Source organism: Myxococcus sp. CA033, assembly GCF_013336625.1.
Classification (GTDB): domain Bacteria; phylum Myxococcota; class Myxococcia; order Myxococcales; family Myxococcaceae; genus Myxococcus; species Myxococcus llanfairpwllgwyngyllgogerychwyrndrobwllllantysiliogogogochensis.
On sequence record NZ_JABUMU010000021.1, the window covers coordinates 18,905 to 31,177 of the forward strand.

A 12,273-nucleotide genomic window follows, 5' to 3' on the forward strand; every position below is an offset into this window, starting at 1 on the left:
GTCAGCTTCCGGTTGGCGCCGGTGCGAAGGGGCCCCACGGCGAGGGCTCCAACCACCGGCGCACCTCCTCCACCGGGACGTTGGACAGCACGTCGACAATCGACAGGCCCTGCACGAATCTCCCCTCGCGTCCCTGCGCGTAGGGCGGGTGCCGGAAGCGCTGCCACAACACGCGCACGTCCGCGTCCCGGAACAGGCTCACCTGGAGGTACAGCGAGGAGCCCAGCCCGGAGTAGTACGTGTGGGCCTTCAGCTGCCGGCAGTACTCCACCAGTCGCGCGGACTTCTCGTCGCCCTGGCGCTCCAGCGTGGACGCCAGGAGGATGTCTGGCTTCAGCCCCAGCGATTCGTGGAAGAGCGCGGTGCTCCCCAGGAGGACCCGCAGCAGCGAGCCCGGACCGGCTTCACGTGCCACACTGTCGTAGAAGGGCTCCAGCAACGGAAGTACCTGGGTGGCGAAATGGGGCCTTTGCCCATACAGCGTCACCAGCCTGCTCAGGTGCTTGCGTGCCCAGGGCTGTCGGGTGTCCACGGCCAGCTCGCCGATGAGCGTGTCGCGGTGTGGGTCCTCCAGCGGAATGGACAGCCATTGGAAGCCAGGCTCGGTGGGCGGAGGTGTGGGCACATTCGCTGGCAAGGCCACACGCGTCCTGCGTTGCCAACCGCGCCGCAGCCATTGCACATTGTCGAGCACCAACAACGTGCCCGCGCGCGCCACCTGCTCGTAGAAGTCCACCCAGGGCAGGTAGTGGGGTTGCTCGGCGACGACGACTCCTGGACTGCCCGACACTCACGGCCTCTCTTCTGCTGAGACGTCCTGGGTTGGGTCGGCCCCTCACTCTGGACCGGCGCGGTGGATTCAGCCTGCTGCTAGACTGTAACATTCCAAAGACGGCCAGGGACCTTCGCCGCGGCGGGAAGGAACGGATGAAGTACCTGTGCATCAGCGCTGACCCGAGGCACCCCGTGGCGGAGGAGCTTCAGCGCCAGGGGCAGGAGGTGCTCGTTCGCGCGGACGCCTCGGAGGCCGGCGCGGAGCTGGTGCATGGCCGGGTGGACGTGCTCATCGTCGAGGCCGAGTCGCTCGCGGAGGACGCGCGCTGGCTGGACGCGCTGCGAGCGCGGGCGCGGCCCGAGGAGCCCCTGGTACTGGGAGTGTCCCGCTCCGCGACGGAGGAGGTCCTGGCGCCCCTGCTGGCGGCGGGGGTGGACGAGCTGCTCGTCGTGCCCGTCTCTTCGGTGGAGGTGCGCGCGCGCAGGCACCTGCTGGAGCGTCGCGCGGCGAAGCGCCGACACCACCAGAGCACGGAGGCGGCGGCGCGCGGTGAGCTGGAGCGGCTGGCCTCCATCATCCAGACGCAGGCGGACGTGGCGCTGGCGGGGCTGGACCTGTCTGGGGTGATGCGCCTCTTGTGCGAGCGCGCGCGTGAGCTCTGCGGCGCGGACGGCGCGGCGGTGGCCCTGCTGGAGGATGGGTACGCGCAGTACCGCGTGGCCACGGGCAGTCTGTTGGCCCATATGGGCTTCCGCCTCCCGGTGGAGGGGAGCCTCACCGGCACCAGCCTGCTGCGTGGCGAGGTGATGCGCACCGACGACACCGAGGACGACGTGCGCGTCAACGTGCGCGCCACGCGACAGGTGGGCGCTCGCTCCATGGTGTGTGTCCCGCTGTGGCGTGAGGCGCGGCCGGTGGGCGCGTTGAACCTCATCTCCCGTCATCCGAACGCCTTCGATGACCGGGACGTGCGCACGCTGGAGCTGATGGCGGGTCTGTTGGGCGCGGCCATGGGCAACGCGGCCGAGGCCGAGGCGCGTCATGCCTTGATGGAGGAGCGCGCCGCGGCGCTCGCGGCCCTGCAGGAGTCGCAGGCGCTGTTCGCGGCCTTCATGAACCACAGTCCGGCGGTGGCCTACATGAAGGACGAGCAGGGCCGCCGCATCTGGGTGAACGAGCCGTACCGCCGCTTCTTCGGCCTGTCGGAGACCGCGAGCCTGGATCGCCTGGATGACATGAACCTGATGCCGCCCGCGTCGGCGGAGCACGTGCGCCGCGAGGACCAGGCGGTGCTCGAGTCGGGGCAGCCCAGCGCGACGGAAGGCATGGTGCCCTCGCCGGACGGGTCCGAGCGGTTCTGGCTCACGTATCGCTTCATCGTGAAGGAGCACTCGGGGCGCAGGCTCCTGGGCGGGGTGGCGCTGGACGTGACGGACCGCAAGGCGATGCAGGCGCAGCTCGTGGTGTCGGACCGGCTGGCGGCGGTGGGCACGCTGGCGGCGGGGGTGGCGCACGAAATCAACAACCCGCTCGCCTTCGTGCTCTCCAACCTGTCCTTCCTGTCCGTGGAGCTCCAGTCCGTGGCGCGCGAGCTGCCGCTGGGGCGCACGTCCGAGATGGAGGAGGTGCTGCGCGAGGCGGTGGATGGCGCGCACCGGGTGCGGCAGATCGTCCGCGACTTGAGGACCTTCTCGCGCGGGGACGACGAGGTGGCCACCGCCGTCAACCTCCAGGCGGTGCTGGAGTCCGCCATCACCATGGCGCGCGGCGAGCTGAAGATGCGCGCGCAGATCATCCGCGACTACCGCGACGTGCCTTCGGTGGAGGGCAACGAGGGGCGCTTCGGTCAGGTGTTCCTCAACCTGCTCATCAACGCCGCGCAATCCATTCCCGAAGGCAAGCCGGAGCACAACGAGGTGCGCGTCATCCTGCGCCCGTTGGGAGATCGGGTCATCGTCGAGGTGCACGACACCGGCGTGGGCATGACGCCGGAGGTGTGCGCGCGCATCTTCGACCCGTTCTTCACCACCAAGCCCGTGGGCGAGGGCACCGGCCTGGGCCTGTCCATCTGCCACGGCATCGTCACCGGCTTCGGCGGGGACATCTCGGTGGAGAGCGAGGTGGGCCGGGGCAGCATCTTCCGGGTGTCGCTGCCCGTGGGCCAGCGCGCGCGGGAGCTGACGTCGCCGACGCCTCGCCTGCACCTGGTGGGCTGAGCCGTCGCGCGGCCCGCGCCGTCACGGGGCCTGGTGGCGGAACATGGGCGGGAAGACGCGCGGGGCCTTCTTCTTGCGCACACAGCGGGTGTCCGCGCTCATGTAGCAGGCGGAGAAGGCGCGGCGGCGCAGGCCGGGGCGGCCTCTGCCGGAGCGGTGCCACAGGTGGTTGTGGATGAGGATGACCTCGCCCGCGAGCGCGGGGAGGGGCAGGGCGCGGCGCTCCGCGTCCCGGGCGGCCACGGCGTCCGGAGGAATGACTCCGCCGAGCTCCGTCACCAGTCCGGCCTTGTGGCTGCCGGGCACCACTTCCAGACAGCCACCGTCCTCGGGGGCGTCATCCAGGGCCGTCCAGAGCTGGAGCTCCGGCTCTCGGGTGAGGCCCCACAGCCGACCGCCATCCTGGTGCCAGGGCAGGTTGCTGCCGCCAGCCTGACCCTTGTGAAAGAGGATGGCGCGATAGAGGACGATGTCGCCGGGGATGCGCGCGCGGACGACGCGCTCGAACAGCGGGTTCTCCATCCACGCGAGGAAGCGAGGGTCCTTCTCCAGCTTCTCCAGCTTGCGGTAGTCCAGCGAGGGTCCCTGCCAGCCCAGGCCCAGGGGGGCATCCTCGTATCGACCGGTGGACGCATCTGGCTGGAAGAACATGCCGGGGTAGGTCACCCGGCCGAGCATGAGGTCGTCCGCACGCTCGCGCAGGGCCTCCAGTCCCGACTCGTCCAGGACTCGACCCAGCCGGGCATAGCCGTGCTCGGCGTAGTGCGCGAGCGCCCTCTCGATATCGACGTCCTCCGCATCCTCACGAAGCATGGCGCCCTCATACCCCGGACGCTCCATGGGTGGGAGTGTCACGGGACGGTGTTCCGCACCGCGGACGCGGGGACGGACCGCTTGCGCGCCCGCCGTCCCCGCACCATGGTGAAGGGGCATGCCCTATCGTCGCACCACGCGTTACGTCGTCGCTCCGGATGGGACCCGGGTGGCCTGGCACACCCATTTCGGTGACCTGCACGAGCAGGCCTCGGAAGGCGTCCTGAGGTCGCGTGCCACGGTGTTGCTGAGCAACGGCATTGGCACGTCGGAGAACTTCTGGCGGCACATCGTCACCAGCCTGGAGCAGGACCACCGGGTGGTGCACTGGAACTACCGGGGGCACGGTGGCAGCGAGGAGTCGCGCGGTGGCGACTACGACGTCTCCGTGCACGTGGGAGACCTGGAGCGAATCACAGAGGAGGTGATGGCTCGCGGAGACGGCCGCCCTCCTCACCAGGTGGCCTTCTCCATGGGCGTGCGCGTCCTGCTGGAGCTGTATCGGCGACGGCCGGACCTGGTGCCCGCGATGACGCTCATCGCCGGCACACCCGGGGCTCCGGGCTCGGGAGACCCGCGCCTGGCCGCGCGCGCCGCCCTGTCCACCGTCCGCGAGGTCTTCCGGATGGCGACCCCCGCGGTGCCGCTGGCCACCCCGGTGGTGCGCGCGGTGCTGGGCAGCCGCTTCGCCTATCCCCTGGCGCGCGCGGTGGGGGCCTTGCGGCCTCGCGCGCCTCGGGACGACATCAGTGAGTTCCTGCGGGCGCTGCGAACGATGAGTCCGCGGGCCTACTGGTACACGCTGCGCGGGCTGGCGGAAGGCCACGCGTGGGACGTGCTGCCCTCCGTGAAGATACCCACGCTCATCATCGCCGCGCGCGACGATACCCTGGTGCCCCTGCGGGAGATGATCCGCATGCGCGATGCACTGCCGCATGCCCACTGGATGCAGGTGGATGACGCGGGCCACGCGGGGCTGCTGGAAGCGGGGACGGAGATCTCCGACGCCGTGCGCTCCTTCCTCATCGAACATGGGATGCGGCCCGACGCCTCCCCGTCGTCTCGCGAGTCACGGCCCTCCTCTCCGTCGTGAGCCCCAGGGCGCGGCCGTCACCTGGATGGCACTGGCAACGCGCCCACGGGGCGTGAAAAGCTGGGCACGCAGGGGGGCGTGTACTTGAGACTTTTGCTCGTCGAGGACGAAGAGAAGATGGTGGCCCTGCTCCAGCGGGGATTGACGGAGGAGGGCCACACCGTCGAGGTCTGCACCCGAGGACGCGAGGCGTTGGAGCTCGGCACCCGGGATGGATACGAAGTCATCGTCCTGGACTGGGCGCTCCCGGAGGTCGATGGCGTCACCCTGCTCAAGCACTGGCGGAGCGTGGGGGTTCGCACGCCGGTGCTGATGCTCACCGCGCGTGGCACCACGCCGGAGAAGGTGATGGGGCTGCGCTCGGGCGCGGACGATTACCTGGTGAAGCCCTTCGACTTCGAGGAGCTGCTGGCGCGGTTGGAGGCGTTGGCTCGGCGGGGTGAATCAGAAGATGGCCCCGTGCGACTGGGCGGCGTGGTGATGGACCCCCGCCGCCGGGTGCTGTGCCGGGGTGGACGCGAGGAGCCGCTGACGGCCCGGGAGTTCGCGCTCTTCTCCGCGCTGGCGAAACACCCGGGTGAAGCGCAGGTGCGCGCCCGGTTGATGACCCAGGCCTGGGGCCCGGACTTCGAGGGGCATGGCAATGTGCTGGATGTGTACGTGGGCTATCTGCGCGCGAAGCTGGAGCGCTTGCAGGCCTCCGACGTCACCATCCGCTCCGTGCGCGGCGTGGGCTACAAGCTGACGGTGTCCACGACGGATGAAGCCTCGTGACACTCACGCGGCGCCTCTGGTTGCTGGGGGCCCTGGTCCCCGCGCTGGCGATGCTCGTCGCGCTGGGGCTGGCGGGACAGCTCTTCCGCTATGACCTGGAGCGCTCGTTGGACCGTGCGCTGCTGGCGCAGGCGGCGGTGGAGAGCGTCAGCCTCTTCGATGGTCCCGGGCAGAAGGTCCACCTGCACATGGCGGTGTCTCCGTTGCTCGACCAGGTGCGGCCCTTCGCGCCCCATGGCTATCTCTACGGGCCGGATGGAACGCTCGTGGTGAGGTACCCGCAAGGTCCAGCGGGTGTGACGGGCCTGGAGGAGCGACTCGTTCCAGGGGCGCCCGGGGGCGAGCCCCAGCTGGTGACGCAGGTCGCCCCGGATGGAGAGCGGTGGCGTGAGGTGCGCGTGAATGTGCGCTCTCCGCACGGTGAGCGCTATGCGCTGCGGTTGTCGGCGTCGCTGGGGCAGGTGGATGGCTCGGTGGTGACGTACTACCGGATGGCCTTCTCGCTGTCGGCGATGCTGGGGCTGGCCTTGCTGGTGCTGCAGACGACACAGGCGAGGACGTTGGCGCGAAGGCTGGCGGCCATCACCCGGCACCTGGGCCAGTTGCGTGAAGGCGACTTCTCTCGTGCTCCCGTGGAGGACCAGGAGCGGGACGAGATTGGCCAGTTGCGAGCGGTGCTGGCGGAAGCGACGGAGCGGCTGCGCGGCGCGCGAGAGACGCAGGAGCGACTCATCGCGGGCGCGGCGCATGAGCTGCGCACTCCGCTCACGCTGATGCGCACCAGCATGGACCTGGCGTTGCGGAGAGAGAGGACACCGGAGGAGCTGCGCGCCAGCATGCTCGACTCGCGGCGAGAGGTGGACCGGTTGGCGGTGCTCGCGGGCAACCTCCTGGACCTCGCGGTGGCGGGGCGGGGGGCGTGGGACCGGAAGCGGGGAGACCTGTCTCAGCTCGTCATGCAGGCGGTGGAGGGCGCCCGTGCGGAAGCGGAGCGGCGGGGGATGCTGATTCGATTGGATGCGCCCGGTCCCGCCGAAGCGAGCTTCGATGCGGGGGGCTTGCGGCAGGCCGTGGACAACCTGCTCTCCAATGCCCTGAAGTTCTCGCCCGAGGGAGGAGAGATTCACGTGCGGCTGATGCGGGAGGGAGGGCGCTATCAGGTGCGCGTGGCGGACCTGGGACCGGGCATCCCTCGGGCCGAGCGCGAGGCCGTGTTCGAGCCGTTCCATCGCGTGTTGGATGGCGTGCACACGTCAGGCACCGGCCTGGGGCTGGCCATCGTCCGCGAAGTGGCGGAGCAACACGGTGGCCGCGCCTACGTCGCTCCGGAGCCGAGGGACTCCGGGACGGAGATGGTCATCGAGGTGCCGGTGGCGCTGCATGCGGCGGCGTGAGGGGCTGCTGGTGCTCCTTGACGTGCATCAGGCGGGGACATGGGCCGGATGCCCGCACACCCTTCGCTAGGGTGTCAGCGGCATCCAGTCGGACGCGGCGACGAGCTGGTTCGTGGTGGGGTCCAACGCAGCGAGTTGTCCTCCCTGGATGCCCACGTGGCGATTGACGCCGAAGGTGACGGGAGGGGAGACGCCGGTGTCGAAGTCGCGCAGGGCTTCCAACTGTTGCGTCAGGCTGGCGCGAGTGACCTCCGCGCCCGTACGGGTGAGGGCTTCCACCAGTACACGTGCGGCGGCGTAGGCGCCGAATTGAAACGAGGAGTGCCCTGGAGCCAGGCCGTGGCGCTTCATGAACGCGACGAAGTCCTTCAGCTCGGGGGCGCGCTCTCCAAGTCCTGCGGGGTAGAGGAAGTGGATGCGCGCGGTCGATGCGCCCACCACCTCGGGGATGGCGAGACTCGCGGGCGCGAGGACTCGCACCGTGGGGGCACCGGCCTCCAGGGCGCGCAGCAAGGTGGCCAGTCCCTCGGGGGTTCCCGCGTACAACACGGCGGGCGGCGGCGCGGAGGCCCAGCGCTCCATCGGGAGATTCCCATCCGGGAGTGTCAGCTCCACGGGGGAGAGGAACTCCCGACGAGTCGTCTCGGCGCGCACGGCCTGTGCCCAGGCCTGTCCCGCTTCTCCTCCTGTGTGGACGATGACCAGGGGCTTTCGTCGCAGCTCGGACTCGCGTGTGATCGCGAGAGACTGCACCGCCAGTCGCGCGAGTGAGGGCTCATCCGGGTACAGGAAGAACACGGGGCTGTCCTCATCTGAAGTGCCTCCGGTCAAGGCCAGTGGCAGCACGAGGGGCGCACCTTCCTCGGCGAGCCTTGTGTCCGAAGGAAGTGGACCCCGGCGCATGCTGGCCACGAGCGCGAGTACGCCTCGGTCCAGTAGCCGCGTGGTTGCGTCCGGGCGAGGCGGCGTCACGATCGGCGCGGCGGCAGCTTCCACCACCCGCGACGGACTCCCACGCTCCTCGGACGTAGTCGTGGCGTTCAGGGGAGGCGGCGTCGCGCTCGGTGCGGCGATGATCGCGGCGGCGTCTTCCACCATCCTCGACGGATTCCCGCGCCCTTTCGACGCGATGGTGGCGTCCGGGGGAGGAGGCGTCGCGATGCGCTGGGAACTTTCTGTCTCCACCAATGTTGGGTTCGCACGCGCCAGCAACCTCGTGGTTGTGTCCGAGGGGGGCGGTGTAGCGATGCGGTGGGGACCTTCTGTCTCCACCCGGGTCGGGTTCTCACGTGCCAGCAACCCCGTGGTGGTCTCAGCGTTCGAACGAGTCACGTTGCGTGGTTCATGGAGCGCGGCGTCGTCTTCGACAATCAGCTCCAGCTTCCTTCGGAAGATGCCACCACTGGCGTTCACGTCCGCGAACACCGCGCGCACCACGGCTGCCGCCTCCTGTCCCAGCGGCCCCAGCCTTCCCGTGAGGGGCAGCGCCGCGCCCACCGTGAGCGTAGTGGGGGAGACTCCCGGGTCTGGATGCTCGCCAAGCTGCTCCAGGTACGCGAGCAGCTCTTCTCGCTCCGCATCATCCAGCACGTAGCGAGGCATGGTCATCCCCAGCTCGCGTCCACTCGCGGAGCGGCCCTCGGTGATGGCACGCAGCAACGTGGCACGCGAGTACGCGGGGCGGGCACGGTCCTCGACCTCGCCCACCGCCCGCGTGCGCGAATGTCCGAGGGCGCCGGGTGTGATGTCGGGCACCTCCACGCCGCCTTCGCGACTGCCACGACCCGAAGGTCCATGACAACGGGCGCATGCGGCCACCTCACCACTCAGCTCCACGCGCTCGGGCGCGAGGAAGCCCATGAGAGGCGCTCCGCGGACGCTCTGTCCGCGCTGGAAGAGGCTTCGCCCTCGCTTCGCTGCCTGCGGGTCCACGGGAGCCGGGACCGGCTGTTTACATCCCAGCCATACCGATGCCAGGACCGCGAGGACCCACCTCGCGTCACGCGCCCCTCGCGAGACTCCGAGTGCGCGGGCTCCGTCATGCATCGTCGGCATGCCGTTACCTCGGGTCGTTCAAGTGCTCGACGGCGTAGACGATGTTCTCCACGCGGGCCATCGCCGGAGACTTCACCCACATCCCCGTGGCCGAATCGCCGATGAGCAGCGTGGTGTTGTGCGCATCCGGGTCATCGACGTAGCCCCCCAGCTTCTTGAGCACGAGGGTGATGTTCTCCCTCGCGCCCGTGAGGAAGTACCAGCCGGGTTGGACGCCGAGCTTCTTCGTGAAGGTGCCCAGGCTCTTCGGCGTGTCGTTGGCGGGATCCACCGAGAGGGTGATCATCGTGATGTCCTTGCCCACGCGCCCGCCGAGCTTCTCCTGCACCTGCGTCAGGTGCTTCGTGATGGGCGAGCACGCGCCCTTGCACGCGGTGAAGGCGAAGTTGATGAGCACCTTCCGGCCACGCACCAGGTCCTCGTAGAAGCGGTGCGTCTTGCCGTGCTGGTCCACCAGCTCCGTGTTGGTGAAGTACTTCGCGGCGGCGGCGTCCTGGGCTGCGGCGTCACGGGCCTGGGGCCCCAACTCCGTGGGGCCGGCGGAGGCGGCCTGGACTTCACGGATGGCGGAGAGGATGGCGCTCGGGCTGCCGAGCCCGTCCACACGCGTCCACGTGTTCGACACCGCGTTGCCCACCAGGACGGTGGGACGGTGCGCCTCCTTGTCCGGCACATAGCCGCCGAGCGCCACCAGCGCCTCCTTCACCTTCGCCGGTTCGCCCGTGAGGAAGGACCAGCCAGGGCCTGGCTTGAAGGGCTCGGCGAACCTGGCCATGCGCTCGGGTGTGTCGTTGGCCACGTCCAGCGTGATGGAGATGAAGCGCACGTTGCTCCGCGGGCCCAGCTCCTTCTGCACCCGTGCCACCGTCGCCGTCATCGGCGAGCAGATGGTCTTGCAGCGCGTGAAGATGAAGTTGATGGCCACCGTGTGGCCGCGGACCAGGTCCGTCCACAGCTTCACCTCGCGGCCCGTCTGGTCCACCAGCGCCACGTCAGGCACCTCCACGTCCAGCGACGGGGCAGAGGAAGCGGCCCTGTGCGTCGGCACCGCGACCTCCTGCGCGAGCACGAGAGGGGCCCACACCAGGGCCAGCGCGAGGCTGCTGATTTTCAGGGGAGACACCAGGCGCGGCATCATCGGTGGACCTCGGAAGCGGACGCGGTCGTCGCGGCGGGAGCCTCGACAACGCCAAAGGTGAAGTGAGGCAGCCGGCCCAGGTCGATGCTCCGACTCTCGACGCCCACCACGAGCTTGTACTGGCCCGGTGTCGGCGGGGTGAAGTCCACCTCGAAGCCGCCGTCGGCGGTGCGCCGGGGCTCCGTGCGCCACTGCCAGGTGCCGGGCGTCTTGAACAGGAGGACGCGAATCTCCTCGGGCTGCACGGGGGGCATGCCCGTCATGCCCGGGGTGGGCTCCAGCTTGAAGCGCAGCGGCGTGGTGGTGCCGGCGGTGAGCAGCGTCTTCGGGTCGAACGCGGGAGTGAGGGTCAGCGGGAGCTTCTTCGCGAGCGCCGCGTCCTCGGGAATGCCGCCCACCTGCCACTGCATGCAGACGATGGCGCGGGGGTTGTCCAGGAGCAGTTGCACGTCGTAGGTGCCGTTCTCCCGCACCGTGGCCGTGGCGGAGTAGACGCCTGCCTCCACCTCGCGCAGTGAGCGGTCCAGGACTCGCACGGCGCGGGGCTCTCGGCCGTAGTTCAGGTGGGTGCCTCGCGGCGCCATCATTCCCTCCTGGTAGAGGAAGAGGGCCCGGTCCGCGGTGCCGGCGACGATGACGCCGTTGCCTTCGGGCAGCGCGGCGATGGGGTCCGAGCGGCCCAACCCACGAGACTCCTCGGGCGCGCGCTGTCCCATGGTGACGTTCACCACGGAGGGCGTGCCGGTGCCCTCCAACGTGTTCAGGTCCACCAGGGACACGCGCCCGCTGGTGGTGTTGCGCACGTACCCGAAGGACTCGGTGAACACGACGGAGTCCGGCGCGGAGAAGCCGGTGAGCGCGTGGGCCACCTGGCTGCGCGCGGCGTCGAGGACGTCCACCGCGCCCGCTTCCGGGTACAGCAGGAAGGCCCAGCGGGCGGAGCGGTCGAACCGCAGCGCGCCCGGCCCGGCCTTCACGGCGATGCGCCGCGACACCTCGCGCTTCTCGGGGTCCACCACCAGCACCTCGCTGGAGCGGGGTTGGACCACGAAGAGGGCTCGAGCCACGGGGCTCCAGGCCACGTCACCCGCGCCCACGCCCACCTTCACGGTGCCCAGCACCTCGCGAGAGGCCACGTCCACGGCGGTCAGCACGTCCGCCTCGGTGCTGGTGACCCAGGCGATGCGGCCCTCGTCGGAGAAGGCGAACTCGTGGCGGCCCGCGCCCACGCGCAGGGTCTCCACCTCCGCGTGGGCCGCGGTGTCGAGGACGCTCACGGTGCCGTCCCCATCGTTGCTCACCCACGCGGTGCGGCCATCCGGCGCCACCGCGATGCGGCCCGGCTGCTGTCCCACGCGCACCGTCCGCGTCGCGAGGAAGCGCTCCATGTCCACCACGGACACGCTGTTGCCGGAGGCCACCGTCACGTAGAGCGCGGAGCGGTCGTTGAGCATCGCCCAGTCGGCAGCCTCGCCGCCCACGGACACGAGGCTGTGCAGCTTGGTGCGCTCGAAGGCGATCTGCGGGTTGATGACCGACACCGTGTGGTCATGGTTGAGGGTGAGGAACCAGTAGGCGTTCAGGTCCACGTCCGCGCGAGCGGAGAGCAGCCCGCCCAGATAGGTCTTCACGCGCGCCGTGCAGGCCGCGTCGTCCAGGGGCGCGGCGCCCTTCTCCCGCAGCGACATCCAGCCGAGCACACGCCGGCCCTGGAGCGGTGCGTGGGACTTCGCGTCCTGGAGGACGAAGCGCGCGGTGCCCTGGAGCGGCGCGCCGGCCGCGGCCTCCCGGGGACGAGGGGTCAGCGATAAATCGAACCGCACCGAGACACCCTCGCGCTCGGCCAAGACGGGTTCCGGGGCGGGGAGGGGCGGCGCGGCCGCGGGGACGTCCGGCGGTGCTCGAACGCGGAGATTCCATCCGGCGGCGCTGAGTGCGCCCACGGACAGCAGGCCGAGGGTGGTGAAGACAAGGCTCTTGCGCATGGTGCGGGGACTTCCAGGGACACCGAAGAG

At 70.0% G+C, this 12,273-nt stretch carries 9 protein-coding genes; 4 read left to right on the top strand and 5 right to left on the bottom strand.

What is annotated here, in order from left to right; genetic code table 11:
* Position 1 precedes the first annotated feature (1 nt).
* Positions 2-790, bottom strand: a complete 789-nt coding sequence (locus HUA78_RS34110; RefSeq protein WP_174478071.1) for a WbqC family protein — start codon at positions 788-790, stop codon at positions 2-4.
* 137 nt (positions 791-927) lie between these two features.
* On the opposite strand from HUA78_RS34110, the gene HUA78_RS34115 reads away from it, so the two are divergent.
* On the top strand, positions 928-2,991 hold the full coding sequence (locus HUA78_RS34115; protein WP_174478072.1) for an ATP-binding protein: 2,064 nt from the start codon (positions 928-930) through the stop codon (positions 2,989-2,991).
* Positions 2,992-3,012: 21 nt separating this feature from the next.
* On the opposite strand, the gene HUA78_RS34120 is transcribed toward HUA78_RS34115, so the two are convergent.
* On the bottom strand, positions 3,013-3,804 hold the full coding sequence (locus HUA78_RS34120; protein ID WP_174466094.1) for a phytanoyl-CoA dioxygenase family protein: 792 nt from the start codon (positions 3,802-3,804) through the stop codon (positions 3,013-3,015).
* A gap of 118 nt (positions 3,805-3,922) precedes the next feature.
* Here HUA78_RS34120 and HUA78_RS34125 point away from each other — a divergent pair, with 118 nt between their 5' ends.
* From HUA78_RS34125 to HUA78_RS34135, 3 genes are all read left to right on the top strand, one after another.
* Entirely contained in the window at positions 3,923-4,897 is a 975-nt protein-coding gene (locus HUA78_RS34125) for an alpha/beta fold hydrolase (RefSeq protein WP_174466095.1), read from the top strand.
* A gap of 84 nt (positions 4,898-4,981) precedes the next feature.
* Positions 4,982-5,671 (top strand): response regulator transcription factor, encoded by a 690-nt coding sequence (locus tag HUA78_RS34130; RefSeq protein ID WP_141645150.1) that lies wholly within the window; start codon positions 4,982-4,984, stop codon positions 5,669-5,671.
* Entirely contained in the window at positions 5,668-7,065 is a 1,398-nt protein-coding gene (locus HUA78_RS34135) for a HAMP domain-containing sensor histidine kinase (RefSeq protein ID WP_174478073.1), read from the top strand. Before HUA78_RS34130 ends, HUA78_RS34135 begins: the two co-directional genes overlap by 4 nt.
* A 66-nt stretch (positions 7,066-7,131) precedes the next feature.
* Here HUA78_RS34135 and HUA78_RS34140 read toward each other — a convergent pair whose 3' ends face one another.
* The 3 genes from HUA78_RS34140 to HUA78_RS34150 all read right to left on the bottom strand — a co-directional run bounded on the left by HUA78_RS34140 (position 7,132) and on the right by HUA78_RS34150 (position 12,243).
* Entirely contained in the window at positions 7,132-8,925 is a 1,794-nt protein-coding gene (locus HUA78_RS34140) for an ABC transporter substrate-binding protein (RefSeq protein WP_254624049.1), read from the bottom strand.
* A gap of 199 nt (positions 8,926-9,124) precedes the next feature.
* On the bottom strand, positions 9,125-10,258 hold the full coding sequence (locus HUA78_RS34145; RefSeq protein ID WP_254624050.1) for an SCO family protein: 1,134 nt from the start codon (positions 10,256-10,258) through the stop codon (positions 9,125-9,127).
* Entirely contained in the window at positions 10,255-12,243 is a 1,989-nt protein-coding gene (locus tag HUA78_RS34150) for a YncE family protein (RefSeq protein ID WP_174478074.1), read from the bottom strand. The genes HUA78_RS34145 and HUA78_RS34150 overlap by 4 nt, the downstream gene beginning before the upstream one ends.
* Between the last annotated feature and the right edge of the window lie 30 nt (positions 12,244-12,273).